The 24,455-nt window shown below is 71.2% G+C and carries 24 protein-coding genes and 1 pseudogene; 6 read left to right on the forward strand and 19 right to left on the reverse strand.

Annotated elements, in window-relative coordinates; all coding sequences use genetic code 11:
* Positions 1–63 precede the first annotated feature (63 nt).
* The 5 genes from IW245_RS24745 to dapE all read right to left on the reverse strand — a co-directional run bounded on the left by IW245_RS24745 (position 64) and on the right by dapE (position 3,571).
* A complete protein-coding gene (locus IW245_RS24745; protein WP_197005553.1) occupies positions 64–627 on the reverse strand; it encodes a DNA-3-methyladenine glycosylase I in 564 nt (187 codons plus the stop codon).
* Between the two features lie 99 nt (positions 628–726).
* Positions 727–1,194 (reverse strand): DivIVA domain-containing protein, encoded by a 468-nt coding sequence (locus IW245_RS24750; RefSeq protein ID WP_231398920.1) that lies wholly within the window; start codon positions 1,192–1,194, stop codon positions 727–729.
* 40 nt (positions 1,195–1,234) lie between these two features.
* Positions 1,235–1,765: an LOG family protein gene (locus tag IW245_RS24755; protein ID WP_197005554.1), complete on the reverse strand. Its 531-nt coding sequence runs from the start codon at positions 1,763–1,765 to the stop codon at positions 1,235–1,237.
* Positions 1,766–1,769: 4 nt separating this feature from the next.
* Complete coding sequence (locus IW245_RS24760; protein WP_197005555.1) at positions 1,770–2,510, reverse strand: LOG family protein; 741 nt, start codon at positions 2,508–2,510, stop codon at positions 1,770–1,772.
* Entirely contained in the window at positions 2,507–3,571 is a 1,065-nt protein-coding gene (dapE, locus tag IW245_RS24765; RefSeq protein ID WP_197005556.1) for a succinyl-diaminopimelate desuccinylase, read from the reverse strand. The genes IW245_RS24760 and dapE overlap by 4 nt, the downstream gene beginning before the upstream one ends.
* Before the next feature lie 19 nt (positions 3,572–3,590).
* Here dapE and dapD point away from each other — a divergent pair, with 19 nt between their 5' ends.
* A complete protein-coding gene (gene dapD / locus IW245_RS24770; RefSeq protein WP_197005557.1) occupies positions 3,591–4,499 on the forward strand; it encodes a 2,3,4,5-tetrahydropyridine-2,6-dicarboxylate N-succinyltransferase in 909 nt (302 codons plus the stop codon).
* 40 nt (positions 4,500–4,539) lie between these two features.
* On the opposite strand, the gene IW245_RS24775 is transcribed toward dapD, so the two are convergent.
* Positions 4,540–5,385 (reverse strand): alpha/beta fold hydrolase, encoded by an 846-nt coding sequence (locus IW245_RS24775; protein ID WP_197005558.1) that lies wholly within the window; start codon positions 5,383–5,385, stop codon positions 4,540–4,542.
* 82 nt (positions 5,386–5,467) lie between these two features.
* Between IW245_RS24775 and IW245_RS24780 the strand changes: the two genes are divergently transcribed.
* Entirely contained in the window at positions 5,468–6,115 is a 648-nt protein-coding gene (locus IW245_RS24780) for a TetR/AcrR family transcriptional regulator (protein WP_197005559.1), read from the forward strand.
* Here the strand turns inward: IW245_RS24780 and IW245_RS24785 are convergent.
* The 3 genes from IW245_RS24785 to fdxA form a co-directional block, all read right to left on the reverse strand.
* Positions 6,112–6,846 carry a TIGR00266 family protein gene (locus tag IW245_RS24785; RefSeq protein ID WP_197005560.1) on the reverse strand — a complete coding sequence of 245 codons (735 nt, stop codon included), beginning with the start codon at positions 6,844–6,846 and terminating at the stop codon, positions 6,112–6,114. The genes IW245_RS24780 and IW245_RS24785 overlap by 4 nt on opposite strands.
* A gap of 147 nt (positions 6,847–6,993) precedes the next feature.
* Positions 6,994–8,073, reverse strand: a complete 1,080-nt coding sequence (dapC, locus tag IW245_RS24790; protein WP_197008667.1) for a succinyldiaminopimelate transaminase — start codon at positions 8,071–8,073, stop codon at positions 6,994–6,996.
* Positions 8,070–8,399, reverse strand: a complete 330-nt coding sequence (fdxA, locus tag IW245_RS24795; RefSeq protein ID WP_197005561.1) for a ferredoxin — start codon at positions 8,397–8,399, stop codon at positions 8,070–8,072. Before fdxA ends, dapC begins: the two co-directional genes overlap by 4 nt.
* A 90-nt stretch (positions 8,400–8,489) precedes the next feature.
* Here fdxA and IW245_RS24800 point away from each other — a divergent pair, with 90 nt between their 5' ends.
* Together IW245_RS24800 and IW245_RS42720 are read left to right on the forward strand one after the other, a co-directional pair.
* Positions 8,490–9,458 carry a GNAT family N-acetyltransferase gene (locus tag IW245_RS24800; RefSeq protein WP_197005562.1) on the forward strand — a complete coding sequence of 323 codons (969 nt, stop codon included), beginning with the start codon at positions 8,490–8,492 and terminating at the stop codon, positions 9,456–9,458.
* Between the two features lie 14 nt (positions 9,459–9,472).
* Positions 9,473–10,126 (forward strand): annotated as a pseudogene (locus IW245_RS42720) (glycoside hydrolase family 25 protein); the annotation flags it as partial.
* A gap of 87 nt (positions 10,127–10,213) precedes the next feature.
* Here the strand turns inward: IW245_RS42720 and IW245_RS40935 are convergent.
* Genes IW245_RS40935 through mshB form a run of 3 tightly spaced genes read right to left on the reverse strand, consistent with a single transcriptional unit; the run spans position 10,214 to position 11,950 of the window.
* Complete coding sequence (locus IW245_RS40935; RefSeq protein ID WP_231398922.1) at positions 10,214–10,675, reverse strand: hypothetical protein; 462 nt, start codon at positions 10,673–10,675, stop codon at positions 10,214–10,216.
* 7 nt (positions 10,676–10,682) lie between these two features.
* Positions 10,683–11,159, reverse strand: coding sequence for a DUF6113 family protein (locus IW245_RS40940; RefSeq protein WP_231398923.1), 477 nt, complete (start codon positions 11,157–11,159; stop codon positions 10,683–10,685).
* Complete coding sequence (gene mshB, locus IW245_RS24810; RefSeq protein ID WP_231400183.1) at positions 11,156–11,950, reverse strand: N-acetyl-1-D-myo-inositol-2-amino-2-deoxy-alpha-D-glucopyranoside deacetylase; 795 nt, start codon at positions 11,948–11,950, stop codon at positions 11,156–11,158. The genes IW245_RS40940 and mshB overlap by 4 nt, the downstream gene beginning before the upstream one ends.
* 90 nt (positions 11,951–12,040) lie before the next feature.
* Here mshB and IW245_RS24815 point away from each other — a divergent pair, with 90 nt between their 5' ends.
* Positions 12,041–14,089 carry a prolyl oligopeptidase family serine peptidase gene (locus IW245_RS24815; protein ID WP_197008668.1) on the forward strand — a complete coding sequence of 683 codons (2,049 nt, stop codon included), beginning with the start codon at positions 12,041–12,043 and terminating at the stop codon, positions 14,087–14,089.
* Between the two features lie 34 nt (positions 14,090–14,123).
* Here IW245_RS24815 and IW245_RS24820 read toward each other — a convergent pair whose 3' ends face one another.
* Both IW245_RS24820 and IW245_RS24825 read right to left on the reverse strand, forming a co-directional pair.
* Entirely contained in the window at positions 14,124–14,330 is a 207-nt protein-coding gene (locus IW245_RS24820) for a DUF397 domain-containing protein (protein ID WP_197005565.1), read from the reverse strand.
* Between the two features lies 1 nt (position 14,331).
* On the reverse strand, positions 14,332–15,195 hold the full coding sequence (locus tag IW245_RS24825) for a helix-turn-helix domain-containing protein (RefSeq protein WP_197005566.1): 864 nt from the start codon (positions 15,193–15,195) through the stop codon (positions 14,332–14,334).
* A 279-nt stretch (positions 15,196–15,474) separates the two neighbouring features.
* Here IW245_RS24825 and IW245_RS24830 point away from each other — a divergent pair, with 279 nt between their 5' ends.
* Positions 15,475–15,807, forward strand: coding sequence for a hypothetical protein (locus tag IW245_RS24830; RefSeq protein ID WP_197005567.1), 333 nt, complete (start codon positions 15,475–15,477; stop codon positions 15,805–15,807).
* Between the two features lie 65 nt (positions 15,808–15,872).
* Here the strand turns inward: IW245_RS24830 and IW245_RS24835 are convergent, their stop codons facing one another.
* The 5 genes from IW245_RS24835 to IW245_RS24855 all read right to left on the reverse strand — a co-directional run bounded on the left by IW245_RS24835 (position 15,873) and on the right by IW245_RS24855 (position 24,450).
* Positions 15,873–18,926 (reverse strand): AfsR/SARP family transcriptional regulator, encoded by a 3,054-nt coding sequence (locus IW245_RS24835; protein ID WP_197005568.1) that lies wholly within the window; start codon positions 18,924–18,926, stop codon positions 15,873–15,875.
* Positions 18,927–18,996: 70 nt separating this feature from the next.
* Entirely contained in the window at positions 18,997–19,284 is a 288-nt protein-coding gene (locus tag IW245_RS24840) for a DUF1905 domain-containing protein (protein WP_197005569.1), read from the reverse strand.
* Positions 19,281–22,298, reverse strand: a complete 3,018-nt coding sequence (locus IW245_RS24845; protein WP_197005570.1) for an AfsR/SARP family transcriptional regulator — start codon at positions 22,296–22,298, stop codon at positions 19,281–19,283. The genes IW245_RS24840 and IW245_RS24845 overlap by 4 nt, the downstream gene beginning before the upstream one ends.
* Positions 22,299–22,378: 80 nt before the next feature.
* On the reverse strand, positions 22,379–23,410 hold the full coding sequence (locus IW245_RS24850; RefSeq protein ID WP_197005571.1) for an ABC transporter ATP-binding protein: 1,032 nt from the start codon (positions 23,408–23,410) through the stop codon (positions 22,379–22,381).
* Complete coding sequence (locus IW245_RS24855; protein ID WP_197005572.1) at positions 23,407–24,450, reverse strand: ABC transporter ATP-binding protein; 1,044 nt, start codon at positions 24,448–24,450, stop codon at positions 23,407–23,409. The genes IW245_RS24850 and IW245_RS24855 overlap by 4 nt, the downstream gene beginning before the upstream one ends.
* Positions 24,451–24,455: the final 5 nt, after the last annotated feature.

A 24,455-nucleotide genomic window follows, 5' to 3' on the forward strand; every position in this document is an offset into this window, starting at 1 on the left:
AAATCGGACCCGGCATCGACCCGGCTCAGCCCTCGAGCACGGCACCAACGCACCCTGCGGAACTCAGCCGGGGAGCTCGCAGCCGACCAGGTGGTCGTTCGTCATCCCCGTGGCCTGCATCAGCGCATACGCCGTCGTCGGCCCGAAGAACTTGAACCCGGCCTTCTTCAGCGCCTTCGCCATCGCCGTCGACTCCGGCGTGATCGCCGGGACATCCGCCCCGGTCGCCGGCCTGGGCCGCTCCACGGCGAAGCCCCACAGCAGCGCCGAGAGCCCCTCCGGCAGGTCGAGGGCGACCCGCGCGTTGTTGACCGCAGCCTCGATCTTCGCCCGGTTGCGGACGATGCCGGGGTCGGCCATCAGCCGCTCGACGTCCTCGGAGGTGAACGCCGCGACCTTCTCCATCGAGAAGTCGACGAACGCCGCCCGGAAGGCCGGGCGTTTGCGCAGGATCGTGATCCAGGACAGGCCCGACTGGAAGGCCTCCAGGGTCAGCCGCTCGTAGAGCGCCTCGTCGCCCCGGATCACCTGCCCCCACTCGGTGTCGTGGTATTCCAGGTATTCGGGTGCCGAATAGGCCCAGTGGCACCGGGCCCGACCGTCGTCACCGACAACCAGTGAAGTCATTCCCCGACGGTAGAGGAGGGGTCCGACAACTTCACGGAACCGGAGGTCCCGGCATTTCCGCCAACCCGCGAACCGGGCCCGGCCCGCGAGGCCGCCGGGCTACCCGGCCGCGGAGTCGGTCGACGCGGGGTCCTCGGCGGCGTCGGAACCTTCCGGCAGGGCGTCCGCATCCGCGTCCGGCACAGTCGCGACGGAGGCCGCCGACGACACCGACGACTTCTGCCGCGCGTCCCGCAGCGCGTCGGCGTCGGCACCCCGCCCGGCCCGCAACGCCGACACCTCGGACTCCAGGACGCTGATCAGCTCCTGCTTGTAGCCGACGTCGTAGCTGAGCCGTTCGATGGCCGCGTCGACCTGGTCCGGCCGGTACCCCCGCAGGCCGGTGTCGAAGCGCAGCTCCGACAGGTCCGGCTCGGCGAGCGGCCGGTCGCCGGGCAGCGGCACGGCGTGGCCGTCGGGGTCCACGTCGGCGAGGCCCGGGTCTGAGCCGGTCATCAGGGCGGCGACGCCGAACACGATGCCGCCGGCGACGAGCGCCACCACGAGAAGGAGCAGAAGCTGGCTCATACGGCTGATGCTAGAGGAACCGGGGCCCCGAACACAGCACTCACAACAGTGCCAGCGCCGCGTCCAGGTCACCGACGACCGTGACGGCCTTGACCGCGTCGGCCCGGACCATGCCGTCGGCGACCGCCCGGTCGAGCCAGGCGAGCAGCCCGTCGTAGAAGCCGTCGGCGTTGACCACGATGATCGGTTTCGGGTGGAAGCCCAGGCCGGCCACGGTCCACACCTCGAAGAGCTCGTCGAGGGTGCCCAGGCCGCCGGGCAGCACCACGAACGCGTCCGACCGCTCGATCAGCAGGGTCTTGCGGTCGGCCATCGTCTCGGTGACGACCAGTTCGTCGGCGTCGAGGTCGGCGACCTCACGGTCCTGGAGCTGGCGGGGGATGATCCCGACGGTGTGTCCGCCGGCGCCCCGGGCCCCGGCGGCGACGGCGCCCATCATGCCGACCCGGCCGCCGCCGGAGACCAGGACGTGCCCGGCCTCGGCGAGCGCTGCCCCGGTGGCGGTCGCCAGGTTCAGGAACCCTGGCGCCAGTGTCGTCGAGGACGCGCAGAACACGCAGATCGCGGCCACCGGGTCAGCCTCCGGCCGCGAGGATGTGCCGGACGGCGTCGCCCACGTCGTCGGTCAGGTGGATGAGGTCGAGGTCCCCGGGGCTGACCTTGCCGTCGGCGAGCATCGTGGCGCGCATCCAGTCCAGCAGGCCCGTCCAGTAGTCGACGCCCATCAGGACGACCGGGAACTCGGTGACCTTGTGCGTCTGGACCAGGGTCAGGGACTCGAACAGCTCGTCGAGGGTGCCAAGACCGCCGGGCAGGACGACGAACGCCTGGGCGTACTTCAGGAACATCACCTTGCGGGCGAAGAAGTACCGGAAGTCGATGCCGATGTCGCACCACTCGTTGAGGCCCTGCTCGAAGGGCAGTTCGATGCCGAGGCCCACGGACAGCCCGCCGGCCTCCGAGCAGCCCTTGTTGGCCGCCTCCATGACGCCGGGGCCGCCGCCCGTGATGACCGCGTATCCGGCGTGGGCCAGGGCGGCGCCCAACTCCTCGGCCATCACGCACTCGGGGCTGTCGGGCTTGCTGCGCGCCGAGCCGAACACGCTGACGGCCGACGGCAGCTCGGAGAGGGTGTCGAAGCCCTCGACGAACTCGGCCTGGATCCGCAGCGCACGCCAGGCGTCGCCGACCCGCCAGTCCTGCCTGCCCCGGGAGTCCAGCAGCCGCTGGTCGGCGGTGACGAGCTGGTTGGCGGCCTCGCGGCGCAGGGTGACCGGGCCCCGGTGTCGCTCGGGACCCTTGTGGGAGTTTGTCATTTTTCCTTACCCAACCAGTTCCGCAGCAGGGCCGCACCATCGATGATCTTCGGGATCTCGACGTTCTCGTCACGCTTGTGCGCGAGGTTCGGGTCCCCCGGGCCGAAGTTCACGGCCGGCACGCCCAGCGTGGCGAACCGGGCCACATCGGTCCAGCCGAGCTTGGCCCGGGGTTGCTGCCCGACCATCGCGATGAAGTCGGCGACGGCGGGCGTGGTCAGGCCCGGCATCGCGCCGGGGGCGGAGTCCGCCAGCTCGACCTCGAACCCGTCGAACACCTCGTGCAGGTGGGCCAGCGCGGCCCGCTCGTCGCGGTCGGGGGCGAACCGGAAGTTGGCCGTGACCACGCACTCGTCCGGCACCACGTTGCCGGCCACGCCGCCGGAGATCAGGACGGCGTTGAGGCCCTCGCGGTACTCGCAGCCGTCGATCACGACCGTGCGCGGCTCGTAGGACTCCAGGCGGCGGAGCACTTCGCCCATGCCGTGGATCGCGTTGACGCCCAGCCAGGACCTGGCCGAGTGCGCACGCCGCCCCGTGGTGGTGACCCGGACCCGCATGGTGCCCTGGCAACCGGCCTCCACCAGCCCGTACGTCGGCTCCAGCAGCACGGCGAAGTCTGCGGCCAGCCACTCTGGGCGCTCCCGGGCGATCACGTTGAGCCCGTTGCGCTCGGCCTCGATCTCCTCGCAGTCGTAGAAGAAGTACGTCACGTCGTGGATCGGCTCGGTCAGGGTCGCGGCGAGGTGCAGGGCGATCGCGGTGCCGGACTTCATGTCGGACGTGCCACAGCCCCACATCAGGTCGCCGTCGAGCCGGGACGGGAAGTTGTCGGCGTGCGGGACGGTGTCGAGGTGCCCGGCCAGCACGACGCGGGTGCCGCGGCCCAGTTCCGTGCGGGCCATCACGGTGTTGCCCAGTCTGCTGACCGTCAGGTGTGGTTTCTTCAGCGCCGCCTCCACCAGGTCCGCAATATCTCTCTCATCGCCGGACACGGACGGGATATCGACGAGGGCGCGGGTGAGCGCCACCGGGTCTGCGAGCAGGTCATCGGTCAGCACCCCCGTAGACTAGCCCGTCGTGAGCAGCGAATTCCTGAATGAGACCGCGTGGGGCGTCGGCCTCGCCACCGTCACCGCCGAGGGCCAGGTCCTGGAGGTGTGGTTCCCGAAGCTCGGGTTCGGCACGCCCGAGGACGTCACCCTGCCCGAGAGCGAGCGGGCGCTGGGCATGCGCCGGGTCCGGGTGACCGCGACCGCGAGCCTGGCGGAGCCGCCGAAGGACACGGCGGACGCGTACCTGCGGCTGCACCTGCTCTCGCACCGGCTGATCAGGCCGCACCAGGCGAACCTGGACGGGATCTTCGGGATCCTGCCGAACATCGCGTGGACCTCGGCCGGCCCGGTGCTGCCGGAGCGGGTGGACGAGCTGCGGCTGACCGTGGGGCACCTGACCGTGTTCTCTGTCGACAAGTTCCCGCGGATGGTCGACTACGTCGTGCCGTCCGGGGTGCGGATCGCCGACGCGGACCGGGTGCGGCTGGGCGCGCACCTGGCTGTCGGTACCACGGTGATGCACGAGGGTTTCGTGAACTTCAACGCCGGCACCCTGGGCCAGTCGATGGTCGAGGGCCGGATCGTGATGGGCGTCGTGGTCGGCGACGGTTCCGACATCGGCGCCGGCGCGTCGATCATGGGCACCCTGTCGGGCGGCGGCAAGCAGGTCATCTCGATCGGTGAGCGCTGCCTGGTCGGCGCGAACGGCGGGATCGGCATCTCCCTCGGCGACGACTGCGTGGTGGAGGCCGGCCTCTATGTCACGGCCGGCACGAAGGTCACCCTGCCGGACGGCACGGTCGTGAAGGCGCTGGAGCTGTCCGGTTCCTCCGGCGTCCTCTACCTCCGCAACTCGGTCACCGGGGCGGTCGAGGCCCGGCCGCGCACCGGCGGCGGCATCACGCTGAACGAGGCGCTGCACGCGCACAACTGACGGCGGCGGGCCGCCCCCGCGGGCGGCCCGACCCGACCGCTCAAGCCTGGGCCGCGAGGGCCCGGGTGCGCTCGACGATGTCGGGCCAGAGCGCTTCGGGGAGGCTGTGTCCCATGCCCGGGTACGCGACGAACGTGGCTCCGGGGATCTGGCGGGCCGTGTCCCGGCCGGCCGCGGGGCGGACCAGCGGGTCGTCGGCGCCGTGGATGACGAGAGTCGGCTGGCTGATCGTCCTCAGTGGCGGGACCTTGAACCGCCGGCCGGCCACGGTCTGGCGCTGGGTCGCGCCGAGGTCGCGCGGGGCCCGGTCGTAGCTCTCCCCCGCCGCCTCGCGGGCCCACGCCTCGGGGAACGGGTAGCCGGGGGACGACATGGCCCGGTAGACGGTGACCACGTTGTCGATCTCCTCCTCGCGGGTGGTCGGCTTCGGCAGTCGGGCGAGCTTGACGACGGTGCCGATCCGGATCTGGGTCAGGGTCTTCAACACGCCGGCGGTGGCGGGCCCGCCCATGCAGCTGACCAGCGAACGGACCCGCTCGGGGTGCAGCAGCGCGAGCCCCTGGGCGATACTCGCGCCGAGGGACGCGCCGAACACGTTGGCGCTCTTCCAGCCGACGGCGTCGAGGACGGCCACGGTGTCGGCGACCATGTCGTTGCCGCGGTAGGAGTCGCCCTTGGCGAGGTGGGTGGACAGGCCCGCGTCGCGGTTGTCGAAGCGCACGACAGCGAACCCGGCGTCGACGAGCTGCTGGCAGAACGCGTCGGGCCACCAGATCATCTGGAAGTCGAGCCCCATGATCAGCAACAGCGGCACTCCGGTGTTCGGGTCGCCCAGCACCTCGTAGGCGATCCGGACGTCGTCGTTGGTCGTGTAGCGCACCGTCATGTCTCCGCCTTCCAGTTTCGCAATGCGACCGCATTGCGACCGCGTTTTTATAATACACTCGCATGGTGAAAGGGGTGGACCGGTGCCGAAGAAGGTCGATCACGAGGAACGGCGACGGGCTCTCGCCGAGGCGGTCTTCGCGGTGATCGGCGACCGGGGCGTCGAGGCCGTCAGCCTGCGCGACGTCGCCCGGGAGGCCGACGTGTCGATGGGCGCGGTCCAGCACTACTTCGCCAGCCGTAAGGAGATGCTGCTCTTCGCGCTCGGACACCTCGGCGAACGGGTCGGACGTCGCCTACAGACCCGGATGGCCCAGCTGCCGCAGCCGGACAGCCGGCGCGCAGCGATCCATCAGCTGCTGTGCGCCGCGATGCCGGTCGACGAGCCCAGCAGGCAGGAGGCCGTCGTCAACATCGCCTTCTTCACGTACGCGACCGTCGACGCCGCGTACGCCGACCGGCTGCGCGAGGGCTACACCCGGATCCTGTCCCTGGTCACCCAGCGGCTGGCCGAGGCCCAGGCCGCCGGGGAACTGCGCCCCGGCGTGGACGTGGCGATCGAGGGGCCCTCGCTGTTCGTGCTCAGCCAGGGGTTCGTCGGCCCACTGCTGATCGGGGTGTTCACCCCGGCGGAGGCCGTGGCGCGGGTGGACCACGCCCTCGACCGGATCTTCCGCGCGGACCCGGCCCAGAGCCTGTCCGGCCGACAGGACGCCACCGCCGGGCCCTAGTCGCTCGACCCGCTGTTCCCGCTCGGGAAGAACGGCCGCAGCACCCCGGCGAGAGCCTCGATGTTGCGGGTCTGCATCAGCAGCGTCCCGGGCCCGGTGAACGTCGCGACCAGCCCCTCCCCCGAGGTCACCGACCGGAACAGGCTCTTCGTGGCCTTGTTGATCGTGTACGCCATCCCCGCGTGCCACGCCACCAGATGCCCCGTGTCCACGACGTAGCGCTCCCCGTCGGCGAGCACCCGCCGGTGCAGGGCCCCGAACGCCGTCACCAGCAGCACCCCGGTCCCGCTGACCTGGAGCACGAACGCGCTGTCGCTGCTGAAGAAGCTCCTCGCCCCGCCCCAGCCGGTCTCCACGCCCAGCGAGAGCTCGGCGGCGAGGTAGCAGGACGCGGCCACGTTGTAGGTGTCCCCAGCGACGTGCAGCGGCACCACATCCCCCGGGGTGGCCGGCGCCAGGGTGAGCTCGCCGGGCCCGCCGCGCGCCGTGTACGTCGACACGAACGCGCTGCGCCCGCCGACCCCGCGCTTGACGGCTCCCCACAGCCCGCCCTCCATCTTGGACGCCAGCTCCACGTTGCCGGACATGCTGACCATCGCGCCGGCCTCGGCCTTCACCGACTGCTCGGGGCCGAGTACGAGAGTGGCCAGCGCGAACGCCGGCCGGTAGTCGATCCGGTAGCTGAACGCCCCGGCCTGGCCGGCATCCGGCAACACGTTCAATTCGGTCATCCGCCCAGGGTAGTGCGGGCCGCGCGCCGAAGCGGCGGGTTCGCCGGAAGGAGAGGGCCGAGCAGCGCGCCCGGCCGGCAGGAGCACCCGGGGGACCGCTGCGCGCCGGGGACGCCCCACCGTAACCGGAAAAAGGGTGTTCGGGTTTTACGACAGCCGGGTGGCGACCGCGGCGAACTGGGCGTCCGTGCCGGTCAGCGCGACCCGGACGTGCCGGTCGCCGGTCGGGCCGTAGGTCGAGCCGGCGGCCACCAGGATGCCGTGGCCTGCGAACCAGTCCAGGGTGGACCAGCAGTCCTCGTCGCGGGTGGCCCAGAGGTACAGCCCCGCCTCGGAGTGGTCGATCCGGAAGCCCGCGCGCTCCAGGGCCGGCTTGAGGACGGCGCGGCGCGCGGCGTACAGGTCGCGCTGGGCGGTCACGTGCGCCTCGTCGCCCAGGGCCGCGACCATGGCGGCCTGCACCGGGCCGGGCACGATCATGCCGGCGTGTTTGCGGACCGCGAGCAGCTCGCGGACGATCGCCGGGTCCCCGGCGACGAAGCCGGCGCGATAGCCGGCGAGGTTGGAGCGCTTGGACAGCGAGTGCACGGCGAGCACGCCCGTGTAGTCGCCGTCGCAGACCGACAGGATCGACCGGGGCGTGGTCTCCCAGCCCAGTTCGAGATAGCACTCGTCGCTGACCACCACGGCTCCGCGCTCGCGGGCCCAGGTGACGACCTTACGCAGGTGCGCCTCGGGCAGCACCCTTCCGGTCGGGTTCGACGGCGAGTTCAGCCAGACGAGCGACACCCGCTCGGGGCCCGCGGAGGTCAGCGAGTCGGAGCGCAGCAGCCGCGCCCCGGCGAGCTTCACGCCGATCTCGTACGTCGGGTACGCCAGCTCCGGGATCATCACCGTGTCGGAGGCCCCGAGCCCGAGCAGGGTCGGCAGCCAGGCGACCAGCTCCTTGGAGCCGATCGTGGGCAGCACGTCGAAGCCGTCCACGGCCCCGCACCGCCGCCCCACCCAGTCGGTGAGGGCGGCGCGCAGCGTCGGCGAGCCGGTCGTCACGGGATACCCGTGCGCGTCGGACGCGTCAGCCAGGGCCTGACGGACCACGTCGGGCACCGGGTCGACGGGCGTGCCGATCGACAGGTCGATCAGCCCGCCCGGGTGGGCCCGAGCTTTCTCCTGGTACGGAATCAAGACGTCCCAGGGAAACTCGGGCAAACCCTGCGAGACGGTCAGTGTCCCTCACCCATCGGGGGAAGGGCCGCGATGAACGCCGCGTCCTTCTCGATCTTGCCGACCTTGGAGGCGCCGCCCGGGGAACCGAGCTCCTCGAAGAACTCGTAGTTCGCCGGGGTGTAGGTGCCCTGCCACTGCTTCGGGACGTCGTCCTCGTAGAAGATGGCCTCCACGGGGCAGACGGGCTCGCACGCACCGCAGTCGACGCACTCGTCGGGGTGGATGTAGAGCATCCGGCCGCCCTCGTAGATGCAGTCCACGGGGCATTCCTCGATGCACGCCTTGTCCAGCACGTCCACACACGGTTCGGCAATGATGTACGTCACGGTCGTCCTCTCCGCACTGAATCCACGGCTTTACCCGCCGACGAGTAAGCCTAAGGTGTCCCCGGCGGGCAATCCACCGGGAGGGGCACCGTGCTTTCGAAAGACGATGTTGGGCGGAGGGTCGTTATTCGCCGCAGGTTGCCAGAAGGCCAGCTTACTGATGCTCTCGGCGAGCTGCGCGGGGTGGTTGACCTTGGTCTCATTCTACGGATCGACGACGGGGAGCTCTTTGTCCCATTCGCGGATATCGTTGCGGCGAAGGTGGTTCCGCCCCGGCCGGTGAGGTACTCCGAGATCGCGGCCCTGGAGCTTTCCGCGGCGGGTGGGTGGCCCGCCCCGGAGACCGCCCGGCTCGGGGACTGGCTGCTGCGGGCCGGCGGCGGGTGGACGAACCGGGCGAACAGTGCGTTGGCCGTCGGGGATCCCGGGATCTCGCTCGAGGAAGCGGTGGACCGGGTCGCCGACTGGTACCGGGAGCGGGGGCTCGTGCCCCGGTTCGCGGTGCCGTTGCCTCTCGCGCGGCAGACGGACCGGTTGCTGGAGCGGATGGGGTGGGAGGCGTACACGCCGACGCTGGTGATGACCCGGGACCTCGCGCGGCCAACGGCCGGCGCGGCTCCGGCCGCAGGCCAGGACCCGGCGGGCGGCGCGGCGGCCGGGGAGCCGTTGATCCGGCTCAGTGCCACCCCGGACCCCGCCTGGATCGCGATGATGGCCGGGCACAAGGGCGCGCTCCCCGACGTCGCGGCCCCGATCCTCACCGGCCCGGACAAGGTCGCCTTCGCCGCCCTGATCCTCGACGGCGACCTGGTCGCGATCGGCCGGGGCGCGGTCACCGACGACTGGCTCGGTCTGTCCCTGGTCCAGGTGCTGCCGGAGCACCGCCGGCGGGGCCACGCGGCCCGGGTGGTGGACGCGTTGGCCGCCTGGGGTGGCACCCGGGGCGCGACCAGGGCGTACCTCCAGGTGGAGGAGGGCAACGCCGCGGCGGTGGCGCTCTACGGATATCTGGGCTTCCAGGTCCACCATAACTACATACACCGTAAAATAGACATTTAAGTTAATATCGGGCGATGGTGCCCGCCCTGTTGACTCTCGTCCTCGCGTTCGGGCGGATCCTCAGCCCCGTGGAGCAGTACCCGGTGGACGGCGTGGACGTCGCGAGCTGGCAGCACCCCTGGGGCGCCCCGATCGACTGGGCACAGGTGCACGACGCCGGGGTGGACTTCGCCACCGTCAAGGCCACCGAGGGCTCACCCTCCGACGGCACGGCGTACGTGAACCCGTGGTTCCGCACCGACTTCGACGGGGCCAGGGCCGCCGGACTGCCCGTCGCGCCGTACCACTTCTACCTGGGCCGCACCTCCGGCACCGGGTCCGGGCAGGCGGCCTTCTTCGTCGGAGAACTCCGCGCGGCCGGCTACACCGGGCAGGGCCCGCTCGAACTGCCGCCCATCCTCGACCTGGAGTGGGACTGGCGGGCCCGGAGCTGTCCGGCCCACGGCACTGTCGACGACGCGCTGGACTGGCTGCGGACGGTCGCGGACGCGTTCGGCCGGCCACCGGTGGTGTACACGAACCGGTACTTCGTCGCCGACTGCCTCGGGGGCGGCACGGTACTGGGCGGCTACCCGTTACAGATCGCCCAGTACGGCACCGCGGAGCCCACGGACCTCCCCGCCGGCTGGACAGACTGGCTGCTGTGGCAGTGGACGGCCCGCGACTCGGTGCCGGGCATCCCGTCCGACCGGGTCACCCGCAGCGTCTTCCGCGGCACCCGGGCGAACCTGGACGCGCTGGCGAACCTGGATGGACTAGCGCGCCGAGCGGTTCCGCCGGGCGTTGAGGCTGTCCTCGTGCCGCTTCCAGGCCCGGGTCTTCCAGTCCTTGCCGAGCGCGATCACCCCGAGGATGCCCAGGCCGGCCCCGAGGCCGGCGAGCGCCAGATACATCACGAGCTGGCCGAGGACCATGCCGATCCCGCCGTCGAACACCGCCTTGCCGCTGAACAGCGGGCCGATCACCACGGAGAGCAGGGCCGCCGACCCGCCGGCGACGAGCAGGTCTGCCGCGACCCTGTCCAGCGGATACCGCAGCGCCCACCAGGCGGCGGCCGCGACGCACAGCACGGCGATCGCACCGAACGTGATCATGCCGATCCGGGTCTGCTCGGCGTCCTTCGCGATGTCGGCCTTCCACACGATCAGCCTCGCCACGGCGTTGATGACGAAGAGCGCCGCGGCGAGCACGCCGACCGGCATCCATCGTTGTCTCATCGGGAATTCATACCCCATCCACCGGGTACCGCTCAACAGGCCGGGGCGGCAACGGCGGCATCACGACCTTGTACGCGCCGTACGCCGCGGCGGCCGAGCCGGCGATCAGGTAGACCAGCCCGGTCCAGCTCCCTGTGATCACGTGGTCCCCCTCGCGCGGGGTCGTCGACCAGTAGACGGCGACCAGCAGCCACAGGACCGCCGGGATCATCGACATCCGGCGCAGCCCGGTCACCCGGTGGGTCACCGTGGACAGGAACGGGGTCACGACCAGCGCGGCGACCGCCGACACCGGGAGCAGCACCCCGAACAGCCGGAACGGGGTGAAGAACGCCTCGGCCGTCGAGGTCACCACAGCCATCCAGCAGGCCACGATCACGACGACCGTGTCGTGGAACGGCCGCCAGAGGGGCCGCAGCACCTCGAGCGCCGTGGACCAGAAGGACCGCTCGGACAGGCCAGGGACATGCTCCGGAACGCTCACTCCGACAGGGTAACGCCCGCGAACAGGTCGTTCTCCCAGCCGTAGGGTCCGACGCCCGGGCCCTTCTCCCCGACCGGCAGGGTGTAGAACTCCACGCCCATCATGTCCGAGCCCGAGCCCGCGGCCAGCGTGAACATCCACGACGTGGGCGGCACCTGGGTGGCGTGCGCGCGCAGGGCCGCCATCTTCTCCTCCGCGTACGGCGTCGCGTCGATCCGGGCGGCGATCAGCTCGTCCGGGGTGCCGAACGGCAGGTCGTCCACGTTCTCCACGCCGGAGAACGGGTTGTCGGTGGAGCCGGAGAACTCGGCCATCCCGGCCTCCATGACGCTGCGGGGCACCGCCGTCCAGTACACCTTCTGCGGGGCGGCGTCGCCGGCCAGCTCGCAGGCGCGCATCGTCACCCGGTGGGCCTGGATGTGGTCGGGGTGGCCGTAGAACCCGATCTCGTCGTAGGTGACGACGACCTGCGGCCGGACCTCCTCGAACACCTTCACCAGGTGCCCGGCGGCCTCGTCGAGGTCGGCGCCCCAGAAGGCGCGCGGGTGGTTGTTGGCCGGGGTGTCCATCATCCCGGAGTCGCGGTAGCGCCCCGCGCCGCCCAGGAACCGGACGTCCGACACGCCGAGCGCCCGGCAGGCCACGGTCAGCTCGGAGACCCGGAAACCGCCCAACTGGTCGGCTTCGGCGGCGATCAGCCCGGCCAGCTCGGGGACGTGGATCTCGCCTTCCTCGCCCAAAGTACAGGTCACCAGCGTCACGTTCGCGCCCTCTGCGGCGTATCGGGCCATGGTGGCCCCGGTGCCGATGGTCTCGTCGTCGGGATGAGCGTGCACGAATACGATGCTGCGGGAGGTCACTCGGCTACTTTAGACCGTATGGTGGACTTTCCCGAGCTCGCCGCACGGACCCACGGGTTCAGCAGCGGCACGCCCCGCGCCGTCACCGTTTCCCCCGACGGCTCACGGGTCGTCTTCCTGAGATCGACGGGCCCCACTGATCCGTACGACCAGCTCTGGATCATGGATCTACCTGCGGGAACAGAGCGTCGGATCGGCCCGAGGGTCACCGAGGACGCGCCGACGGCCGCCGAGGCCGCCCTGCGCGAGCGGCTGCGCCTGAACACCCTGGGCATCGGGGCGTACTCGACGGACGCCGCCGCCCGCACCGCCGTCTACACCGCGGCCGGGCGGCTGTACCGGGCGGATCTGCTCACCGGCGCCGCCGAGGAGGTGCCCACGGCCGGCCCGGTCACCGAACCCCGGCTGGACCCGACGGGCCAGCGGATCGCGTACGTGACGGACGGCCAGCTCCGGGTCATCCACCCCGACGGCACGGACGTGCTGCTCGCCGGGGAGGCCAACGTGACCTGGGGGCTGGCGGAGTTCGTCGCCGCCGAGGAGCTGGGCAGGTCCCGGGGCTACTGGTGGGCCCCCGACGGCGAGCGCCTGCTCGTCGCCCGGGTGGACGAGAGCCGGCTGACCCGGTTCGTGCTCGCCGACCCGTCCGACCCGTCGGCCGAGCCCCGGGTGGTGCGCCGGCCGGTGCCGGGCGGCGACAACGCCCAGGTGTCGCTGCACGTCCTCGACCTCGACGGGGGCTGGGTGGACGTGCACTGGGACCGGGCCGCGTACCCGTATCTGGTCTCCGCCGAATGGGGCGCCTCCGGCCCGCTGGTCACGGTGCTCCGCCGACTGCAACAGCACGGCCTGGCCCTGACCATCGACCCCCGGACCGGCGAGACCCAGGTGCACGCCGAGCTGTCCGACCCGCACTGGGTCGAGCCGGTGCCCGGCACCCCGACCCGACTGCCCGACGGCCGGGTGCTGCTGTCCGGCGAGCTGGTCCGCGACGGCCTGGACGCCCGGTGCCTGTTCGCCGACGGCGCGCTGCTCACCCCGCCGGCGCTGTACCCGCGCTCGATCTGCGGGCTGCTCGACGACGGGCTGCTGGTGGCCGCGAGTGAGGGCGAGCCCAGTGAACAGCACCTCTACCTGGTCAGCCTCGCGCCGAGCACCGCCCCGCGCCGGCTGACGTCCGCGCCCGGCTGGCACACCGGGGTGGCGACCGGTTCCACGTACGTGCGCTGCTCCACCTCCCTGGACCACCCGCGGCCACGGTGGACCGTCGTCACCCCGACCGGGGAGCACGAGCTGCGCAGCCTGTCGGCGGAGCACCCGTACCCGGCCCGGCCAGCGCTCGCCCGGGTCACCGACCGGGAGATCCCGACCTCCGTGCTGTACCCGACCGGGCACGTGGCCGGCCAGCGCCGGCTCCCGGTGCTGGTGAACAGCTACGGCGGCCCGTCCGGCCAGATGGTGCTGGCCCGGCGGGGCGTGTGGCAGGAGCGCCAGTGGTGGGCCGAGCAGGGCTTCGCCGTGGTGACGATCGACGGGCGGGGCACGCCGGGGTGCTCCCCGCAGTACGAGAAGATCATCCACCACCGGCTGGCCGACATCGCACTGTCCGACCAGTGCGACGCCCTCGCCGCGCTCGCCGCCAAGCACCCCGACCTGGACCTGGACCGGGTCGCGATCCGCGGCTGGTCCTTCGGCGGCTGGCTCGCCGCGGCGGCCGTCCTCCGCCGACCCGACGTCTTCCACGCCGCGATCGCCGGCGCGCCGGTCACCGAGTGGGAGCTGACCGACACGGCGTTCACGGAACGCTACCTGGGCCTGCCCGAGGAACAGCCAGAGGTCTACGCCCGGCACAGCCTGCTGGCCGACGCCGAGGCCCTGTCCCGCCCACTGCTCCTGATCCACGGCCTGGCCGACGACAACGTGCACGTCGCGCACACCCTGAAACTCTCGGCTGCCCTGACGGCTGCCGGCCGCCCGCACTCGGTCCTCCCCCTGGTGGGCGCCACCCACATGGGCCTGAACACCCTCCCGCTGGAACTGGACTTCCTCAGAAGAGCTTTCAACCTCTGACGGCTACGGAGGGGCCCGACCCGGCGCGCGCCGGTCAGGCCCCGGGGGCCCGGTCGAAGTCGCCGGCCTTGACCCCGCCGAGGAAGGAGAGCCACTCGCCTGACGGGTAGGTGAGGAGTGGCCCGAGGCCGTGCTGTTTGGAGTCCCGGACAACGGCGGCGCCATCCACAGTGCGCGCGACCTCAACACAGCCGTTGGGGTCGTTGCCGCTCCTGGTCGACTTCTTGAAGTTCAGCTCCATGTCATCCCTTACTCAGCCGGTCGTGCTCGTCCGCCACCTCCCTGATCAGCTCGACCGACGCGCGCGGCGACAGGGCCAGCGCCTGGAGGTGTGCATGGAGAATCCTAAACTCCGAGTAGTCGGCTTCCTCGTCGGATATTGAGCCGCCGGCCACGCCCGACGCGTAGACGTAGCGGTCCTGTTCGCCGAAGACAGTGAGAGCACCGACAGTCGTCAGGAAGCCCGCCTCGAAGCGCACGACTTGCAGTAGGACTCTCGGTCGATCCACGAGCGCCAGCAGATGTCGAAGCTGGTCAGCCATGAGTGCATGACTTCCCACCACTCGGCGAAGCACCGACTCGTCGATCACCGCGAGGTACTCGGGCGGCCCCTCCTTGCCCAACACCGAGTCCTGCCGCGCCAGCCTGATGTCGACAAATCTCCGGGTCATTTCCTCGTTGCCATGTGGATATCCGGTCTCGTAGACGGCCAGGGCATAGGCCTCGGTCTGGAGCAGCCCGGGCACGACGACCCCCGAGAACTCCTGGATGACCGTGGCTTCAGCCTCGATGTCGCAATAGAGCGCGTGCGTCGAGGACAGCAACGCCGCGTGCTGCTCCAGCCAGCCTGTCTTCTTGCTGTCGCGGAGCATCTGCTCCACTTTCGAGCGAGTCGTCTCGTCCATGACCTCATACGTATTCATCAGGTCACGCAGCCCGGCACGGGTCAACCGGGAATGGCCGTTCTCGAAGCGGCTCAGAGTCAGTCGGGTGATGTCCAGCTTCTCGGCAGCCTGGTCCTGGGTGAACCCGGCATCCTCGCGGAACTTCTTCAACTCCGCGCCCAACCGACGGAGACGGATGTTCGGTTTGGGCACGATGATCACTCCTCGACTCGTCCTTCCTAGATCGACTATTTTCCTGCGTGTCAGGGCTTTACACAAGTACCTGATACGTATCACACTCATACGCATCTAGGTGACTCGCCGCGCACACCGTGATCACCTAGTGCGAGGGGCTGGGCCGGGGCGCTGTCTTCCCCCGCCCCGGTTCGGCCCCCGCCCAATCGCCCTCGATCAACTACACGTAGTTGCGGTTTTCGACCCCGAAAAAGTGCAACTACGCGTAGTTGATCACTCGGATGAGACCCGAACTCAGGAGGACCCATGTCTGTCGTCACCCGGATCGGCACTCTCGACACGCTGCAGGAGGGTTCGCTGTCGGCGATCCTGCAGCTGCGGCTGGAGAACGACGGCTACCACGACTACTGGCTGTTCGACGGTGACACGTACGTGCTGCGCCACGACGAGCACCAGTGGCGGGTCACCGGTGGATCGTGGTTCGAGGACGGGCACGTCTACCGGCTCACCCAGGCCGGCCGGCCCGTCGCCACCGTGCCGACCAGCGACGGGATCGGCAGCGTCCTGTTGCTGCGGCCGTTCGAGTACCTCTTCCACCAGGGCGGAAACGGGGACTGGCTCGTGTCCCAGTGCGTGTGAACGCGTCGGACCGGCGCGCGCCGGGGACACCCCGCCGTAACCATCTGATGGTCTTGACGTGAGGGTCAGAAGATGTGGTGGGGCACCTCGAGTTCGGCGTGCAGGGCCGCGCTCTCCGCCGTGTGCGCCGCGTCCCCGGTGGCTTCGCCGAGAACCGCCAGGCTCCGGGCCAGCCCGAGCCGGTATCCGATGGTCCGACAGCCCTCGACGGCCTGCCGGGCCTGCGCGGCGGACCCGGCCCGGTCGCCCGTGTCGAGCAGCACCCGCGCCAGGACGATACGGGCCTTGAACTGCTCCAGGGGCATCTTCCCGCCGAGCCGGACCGCCTCGACGGCCTCGGCCAGCGCCTCATCGTGCCGGCCGTGCGTGCGGTGCAACAGGGCGAGGACCACCCGGGCCTCGGACTCCAGGCCGGACGCCGGCATCCGGGCGCAGTGCCCCAGTACCTCGTCGAGGCACTGCCCCGCCCGCTCGTGCTGGCCGAGCCGGTGGTGCACGCACGCCATCGCGATCAGGATCGGCAGCTCGGCGGTCAGTCGATGCGTCTCCTTCACCGAGCGCATCGCGGCATCGAGATGCGCCAGCGCCTCGTCGTGTCGCCCCAGATCGATGTGGATCCACGCGAGATGCGTCGTGTGGATGCCCAGCAGGTGCGGCCCCAGCTCGGCGAGGGTGGCCAGCGACGCGGTGATCAGCTCCAGCGCCTCGGGGAACCGGCCCAGGAAGCGGTAGATGACGGCCAGCATGCTCTGGGTCACGGCGTACCCGTCGCGGTCCGCTTCGCTCAGGGCGAACAACGGCAGGGCCGCCGCGTACCTGCGGGCGGCCTCGTCCAGGTCACCGGTGTTCCGCAGGGACCAGCCCGACCAGATCAGGTAGATGGCCTCCGCGGTCGGTTCCCCGCTCCGGCGGGCCCAGTCGAGCGCCAGGTCGAAGTACCGCTGGGCGTCCGCGTAGTTCTCCCGCTCCTGGAGTTGCGCGCCGACGCTGAAGTGCATGGCCGCCTGGACCCGGGGGTCGGGGCTGTCCCTGGCGATGGCCAACGCCGCGTACGCCATCTCCAGGGCCTGCGCCATGTACACCCGGAGCAGGAAGTAGAACCGCACCCCGTCGGCGAGCAGCCACACGGCCTCCGGGTCGGTACCCTCCGGCGGGTCGGTGACCGCAGCGAAGAACCCGTCCCGTTCCATGTCGCACCAGGCCAGGGCCTGTTCCCGGTCCGCGAGCGCCACCGGCTCCGACGTGGTGAACGAGTCCGGGATCGGCAGGTGCAGCCGGTCGGGGGACAACAGCCAGGCCGCGGCGTCGGCCGAGCGCACGTACCAGTGGTAGAACCGGCGGAGCGCCTCGTCCCGCTCGGGGTCGGTGGCGACCTGGTCCGCCGCGTACAGCCGCATCAGGTCGTGGAAGCCGTGCCGGTCCGCGCCGCGCGGCTCGATCAGGTGTGCCGTGGTCAGGATGTGCAGCAGCCGGGTCGCCTCGCGCCGGTCGACGCCGGCGAGCGCCGCCGCGGCCTCCACCCCGAACTCCGGCCCGGGGACCAGCCCGAGCAGCCGGAAGAGTCGGGCGGCCTCCGGCTTGAGCCCGGTGTAGGAATGGCCGAACGCCACCCGGACCGAGGCGTCGTCGTCCTCCGGCAGCGCCAGCGCCGCGAGGCGGTCGCCGGCCTCCAGGTCCTCGACGTGCCGGGCGAGGCTCAGCTCCGGGCGCTCGGCGAGCTGGGCGGCCGTGATCCGGATCGCCAGCGGCAGCCGGCCGCACAGGTCGACGAGCCGGGCCGCCGCCGGGCGGTCCGCCGCGACCCGGTCCGCGCCGATCACCCGGGCGAGGAGGTCCACGGCCTCGTCGACGGGCAGGGATTCGAGGGTGAGCCTGCGAGCGCCGTCGAGGGCCGTCAGGCCGGCGAGCCGGTCCCGACTGGTGATCAGGGCTAGGCTGCCCGGGCCGCTGGGCAGCAGTGGCCGGACCTGGCCGGCGTACCCGGCGTTGTCGAGGACGACGAGCATCTGGAGGCCGGCGATCCGGCTGCGGTACAGCGCCGCGGCCTCGTCCAGGTCCGCCGGCACCTGCTCCGGGGGCACCCCGAGGGCCCGCAGGAACCGGCCCAGCGCCTCGGCCGGGGACACCGGGGCGGAGGCGGAGTAGCCGTGCAGGTTGATGTGCAGCTGGCCGTCGGGGTAGGCGTGCCGGGCCCGGTGCGCCCAGTACAGCGCGAGCGCGGTCTTGCCCACGCCGCCCACCCCGCCGATCGTGCTGATCACCACCGCGCCCGGTTGCTCCGTGAGCCGGTCGAGGGCCTCGAGCTGGTCCTGCCGGCCGGTGAAGTCCGGCACCGCCGGGGGCAGCAGGGCCGGCACGACGATCCCGGCTCCGGAGGGCGGCCCGGTCAGCGCGGGATCGGAGCGCAGGATCTGGGCGTGCAGCTCCCGGAGCCCCTGGCCCAGATCGTTCTCGCGGCGGGCCGCGGCGTAGGCGTCCAGGGCCTCCTGCCGGCGACCCGCCCGGTACAGGCCGAGCATCAGGAGTTCGACCAGGCGGTCCCGATCCGGATGTGCCGCCGCCAGGATCGCCAGCTCGCCCGTCACCTCGCCGTGCTGGCCCAACGCGAGCCGGGCCTCGAAGGACAGTTCCTGCGCCACCAGGTACAGCTCCTCCAGCGCCGGCACCACCACCCGGCGGACCTCGTCGGTGGCCGAGTCGCCCAGCGGCGGACCCTGCCAGAGGGCCAGTGCCGACCGGAGCAGCACGAGCCGGTCCACGGGGTCGGACACCCCCCGCGCCTGTTCGCACAGCTGGCGGAACCGGTGGGCATCGACCCTGGCGGGGTCGCCCTCCAGCACGTAGCCGTCGCCGCGGGTCAGGAGCCGCACGCCGTACTCCTCGGCGCCGGCCGCCGCCAGCCACGCCCGCAGCCGGGAGACCAGCACCTGGAGGGCCGCCTTCGACCGCTCCGGTGGCCGGTCGCCCCACAGCAGGTCCGTCAGCCGGCCGACGGTGACCCTGGTGCCCAGGTCGAGGAGCAGGATCCCGAGCAGGCAGCGCTCCATCCTGCGTCGGCTCAGCTCGACCGGCGCGCCGTCGACGTGGGCGAGCACCGGACCCAATACCTGGAACTGCATGCCGCGAGGCTAGCTCGCCACGGTGACGGTCCGCGCGGCCGTCCCACAGTGGACCGGCCCCGGTGGGGACTCAGCCCCCGACCGTCAGGCGGACGGCCACCGTGTCGCCCACGTCGATCCCCTCGGCCTTGCGCACCCACGCCTTCACCGGCACGATGTACTGCCCATCCTTCGGCCACAGCGACGTCGTCCACTCGGTGTCCCCGATCCGGACGGCGACCGGGATCATGCCCCAGCCGTAGGTCACCGACGCGGCCGTCGCGGCCAGCTCACCGCACTCCTCCGCCGGAACCGTGACGAAGTGCCACGGCGCCGGCCCCCGCCAGAACCACATCTCGCCAGTGAATTCCAGATTCATGCGAACAGGATAGGAGCCGGGGCCCCGTTGGCGCGGATGGCGGCGAGCACCGCGCTGGCCCTGGCCTCGCGCAGCGGGAAGTTCGCCTCCCTCGCCAACCGGACGGCCTCCTCCGCCGGCGCGGGATCGGGTCGCCCCAGGCTGAGGAGCGTTTCGGCCACCCCGGTCAGGGCGTCGATCTCGCCGTGCCGGATGTTGTGCTGCCGCGACAGCGTGCGGGCCTGCTCGTGGCGGGCCAGCGCCTCGTGGAACTGGCCACGGCGGTGCAGGATCGTGCCCAGTGCGACCATCGACTGCGCCTCAGCCCGGTACTCGCCGACCTTGCGGGCCAGTTCCAGTGCCGCGTTGGCGTCCGTCCACGCCTGGTCGAGCCGCCCGGCGTCGCGGTGGACCTCCGCGAGACCGCGGAGCGCTTCGGCCTGCGACTCCTCGCTGCCGACCTCCCGGGCCAGCGCCAGGCACTTCGTGTGGCACTCGACGGCCAGATCCAGTTCGCCGCGGGCGTGGTACAGCTCCCCGAGGTTGCCGAGGATGGCGGCCTCCATGAAGCGCGCCCCGGCCGCCTGCGCCAGGGGCATCGCCTCCAGGAGATCGGCGAGGGCGTCGTCGAGTTGCCCCAGTTTCGTGTTGAGGCCGCCGCGGTTGGTGAGGTTGATCGCCGCGCCGGTCTCCCGGCCGATCCTGCGGTTGATGCCCAGCGCCTGGGTGTAGTACCCGACGGCGTCGGCGAGCCGGCCGAGCTCGTTGGCGCTGGTCCCCAGCGTGCCCAACGCGGCAGCCTGGTACTCGGGCCACTCCTCGTGCTCGCTCAGGGCCAGCGCCCTGGTGCTGTGCGCGATCGCCTGCTCGTGCCTGCTGGCGCTGGCGAAGGCCAGACCGAGACTCTGGTGCGCGGTCGCCTGCCCCTTCGCGTCCCCCTCGGCCTCCGCCGCGGCGAGCGCCGCCTGGGCCGCTGCCAGCCAGTCGACGGTGTGCCGCCGGATCCAGAAGTACCCGCGGAGCGCGTCGGCGATCCGCCAGGCGGCCTCCCGCTGTCCCGACTCCGCTCCCCCGACGACGGCGGCCACGAGGTTCCCGCGTTCGCCGTCCAGCCAGGCCAGTGCTTCGACGTGGTCGGCGAAGGCGAAGCTGTCGGACGGCGCCACCGGCAGCCGCAGGTTGTGCGGGTACAGCTTGCGGGCGGCGGCGTCGACCCCGCACAGGTACCACTCCATCAGGCTGCCCATTGCCGACTGGGCCCCGGCTGGATCGGCCTTCTCCCGCGCGTACAGCCTGAGCAGGTCGTGCAACGTGTACCGGTCCGCCCCCGCGACCTCGACCAGGTGCGCGGCGAGCAGCCGGCTGAGGTACCGCCGGGCTTCCGGCACGTCCGACCCGGTCAGCGCGGCGACAGCCTCCGGAGTGAAGTCCTGCCCCGGCACCAGGCCGAGCAACCCGAACGCCCACGCCGTCGCGGGGTCCAACGCCGCGTAGGACAGCTCGAACGTCGCCCGGATCGAGCTCAGCTCGTCACCGTCGACGGCGAGCGCGGTGAGCCGGTCGCCGGCCCGCAACTGGGCCAGGTAGTCGGCGATCGTGCGGGTCGGGTCGTCGGCCAGGTGCGCCGCAGCGATGCGCAGTGCGAGCGGCAGGTGCCCACAGGCGTCCGCCAGGTCGGCCGCGGCCTCCCGTTCGGCGTCGAGCCGGCCCCGGCCCAGGATCCGGCCGAACAGCGCGAGGGACTCCGCGCCGTCGAGCACCTCGAGGTCCAACCGCCGGGCGCCGTCCCTGGCGACGAGCCCGCCGAGCCGACTGCGGCTGGTGATGAGCGCCAGGTTTCCCGCTCCGCCCGGCAGCAGCGACCGGACCTGCTCCGGGCTGTGCGCGTTGTCCAGCAGGATCAGCATCCGCTTGTCGGCGATCTGGCTCCGGTACATGCTGCTGGCCTCCTCGACGTCCAGCGGAATCTGCTCGGCTGGAACTCCCAACGCGCGCAGGAACCGGGCGAGAGCGTCGATCGGGCGGGTCACGGGCGCAGGGGAGAAGCCGTGCAGATTGAGGTAGAGCTGCCCGTCGGGGAACCGGTCGCGCACCTGGTGCGCCCAGTGCACGGCGAGCGCCGTCTTTCCGACCCCGCCGACCCCGCCGATGGTACTGATCACCACGGCACCGGGGTTGTCCAGCAACCCGTCGAGGAACTCGATCTGCGCGCGCCGCCCCGTGAAGTCGGGCACGGCCTGTGGCAGCTGCGCCGGGCCGGTCTGCCTCGGCGGCCCGGGGTCGACCAGGGCCGGGTCGGACCGCAGGATTCTGCGGTGCAGGTCCGCCAGTTCCGGCCGGGGATCCAGGCCGACGTGTTCGGCCAGCGTGCGGCGGGTGTCGTCGTATACCGCCAACGCGTCCTTCTGCCGGCCGGCCCGGTACAGGCTGAGCATCAACTGTTCGGCGAACCGCTCCCGGAACGGGTACTCGGCGACGAGCACGCTGAGCTCACCGACCAGATCCACGTGCTGTCCGAGCTCGAGCTGGGCGTCGAATCGCAGCTCGGTCGAGTCCAGGTAGAGCTCCTCCAACGCCTGCCCGACGGCCTGGCGCACATACTCGGTGCCGACATCCGCGATCGGTGGCCCGTGCCACAGGGCGAGACCCTTGCGGAGCAGCGCCAGCCGGTCGACCGGGTCCGACGCCGACCGGCCCTCCTCGCACAGCCGCCGGAACCGGTGCGCGTCCACCCGCTCCGGGTCGCCCTCGAGGACGTACCCGCCGGCCCGGGTGACCAGGCGCACGCCGTACTCGTCAGCCCGGTGGGCCGTCAGCCAGGCCCGCAGGCGGGACACCAGTACCTGCAGGGTGCTCCGCGACTGCTCCGGAGGGTGTTCACCCCAGAGCAGGAAGGTCAGCCGGTCGATCGTGACCGGCGCGCCGATATTGAGGAGAAACAGGCCGAACAGGCAGCGCTCCATCCGGCGTTTACCCAGTTCAAGGGATTCACCCTCGATGCGGACGCCGACAGAACCCAGTACCTGGAACTCCATGCTGTGAGGCTAACTGTCCGTCAGTCCGGGAACGACTGTGCCCCGGTCAGCCTGGGGCTGCCGGGGCACGATCGGACTGACTACGCGCGCTCGACCTCCGGGAAGTGGCACGCCGCGGCCTGGGCCGGGCCGCCGACCTGGAGCAGCTGCGGCTCCTCGGTCGCGCAGATGTCCTGCGCCTTCCAGCACCGGGTGCGGAACCGGCAGCCGGACGGCGGGTTCAGCGGCGTCGGGACGTCACCCTTGAGCAGGATGCGGCCCTGCGACGCGCCGAGCCGGGACACGTCGGGCACCGCGGAGAGCAGCGCCTTGGTGTACGGGTGCGACGGGTTCTTGTAGATGTCCTCGCGCTCGCCGATCTCGACCATCTTGCCGAGGTACATGACGCCGATCCGCTGGCAGAAGTGCCGGACCACGGCCAGGTCGTGCGCGATGAACACGAACGCCAGGTTGAACTCGCGCTGCAGGTCCCGGAGCAGGTTGATGACCTGGGCCTGGATCGACACGTCGAGGGCGGAGACCGGCTCGTCGGCGATGATGATCTTCGGCCGGAGGGCCAGCGACCGGGCGATGCCGATCCGCTGGCGCTGACCGCCGGAGAACTCGTGCGGGTACCGGTTGAAGTGCTCCGGGTTCAGACCGACGATCTCCAGCAGCTCCTGGACCCGCTTCTTCACGCCACCGGGCGGGTTGATTCCGTTGACCTCGAGCGGCATCGCGATGATCTTGCCGACCGTGTGCCGCGGGTTCAGCGACGAGTACGGGTCCTGGAAGATGATCTGCATGTCCTGGCGCAGGGCACGCATGCCCTGGTTACCGACCCGGGTGATGTCGCGACCCTCGAAGGTGATCTTGCCCGAGGTCGACTCCAGCAGCCGGACGAGCATCCGGCCGGTCGTGGTCTTGCCACAACCGGACTCACCCACGAGGCCCAGGGTCTCACCGGCGTTGACGTGGAAGCTGACCCCGTCGACGGCCTTGACGACCTGCTTGGAGCCGAAGAAGCCACCGCGCACCGGGAAGTGCTTGGTCAGGTTCTCGACCTTGAGCAGCGGCTCCACCGAGGAGGCCGGGACGACGGGCGCCGGGGCGCCGTTCTCGATGGTTGTCACTTCGCCACTCCCGTGTGTGCCACGTCGCGCTGGTAGGTCTCGACCCGCTCCTGCTCCGGCAGGTGGCAGGCCACGAGGTGACCGCGCTCCTGCACCTGGAGGAGCTGCGGAACCTCGATGTCACAGGGCTTGCCGTCGCCCAGCATCGCGTACCGGCAGCGCGGGTTGAACGCGCAGCCCGACGGCAGGTTGATCAGCGACGGCGGGTTGCCCTTGATCGGGACGAGGTCGTCGTCGGCGTCACCGGTCAGGGACGGCACGCTGGAGAGCAGACCCCAGGTGTACGGGTGCTGCGGGCGGCGGAGCACCTGCTCCACGGTGCCCTTCTCGACGGCGCGGCCGCCGTACATCACGAGGACGTCGTCGGCGATCTGGCTGATCACGCCCAGGTCGTGGGTGATCATGATGATCGCGGAGTTGAACTCCTTCTGCAGGTCCAGCAGCAGATCGAGGATCTGGGCCTGGACCGTCACGTCGAGCGCGGTGGTCGGCTCGTCGGCGATGATCAGGTTCGGGTCGTTCACCAGGGACATCGCGATCATGGCCCGCTGGCGCATACCGCCGGAGAACTCGTGCGGGTACTGGTCCGCCCGCTTCGCCGGCTGCGGGATACCCACCCGGTCGAGCATCTCGATGGCGCGCTTCTTCGCGTCGCGCTTGTTCACCTTGTGGTGGACCTGGTAGGCCTCCACGATCTGGTGCCCGATCGTGTAGAACGGGTGCAGCGCGGACAGCGGGTCCTGGAAGATCATGGAGATCTGCTTGCCGCGCAGTTCGCGGAGCTTCTCCTCCTCCAGGTTCAGGATGTTGCGCCCCTCCACGAGGACCTCACCGGTCATCGCGGTGCGCTTGCGGTTGTGCAGGCCCATGATGGACAGGCTCGTCACGCTCTTGCCCGAGCCGGACTCGCCCACGATGCCGAGCGTCTTGCCGCGCTCGACGGAGAACGACACCCCGTCGACGGCCTTGACGATGCCGTCTTCGGTCTTGAACTGCACGCGCAGGTCCTTGACCTGGAGGTACGGGTTCTGGTCAGCCATTGGTG

The organism is Longispora fulva (genome assembly GCF_015751905.1).
GTDB lineage: Bacteria > Actinomycetota > Actinomycetes > Mycobacteriales > Micromonosporaceae > Longispora > Longispora fulva.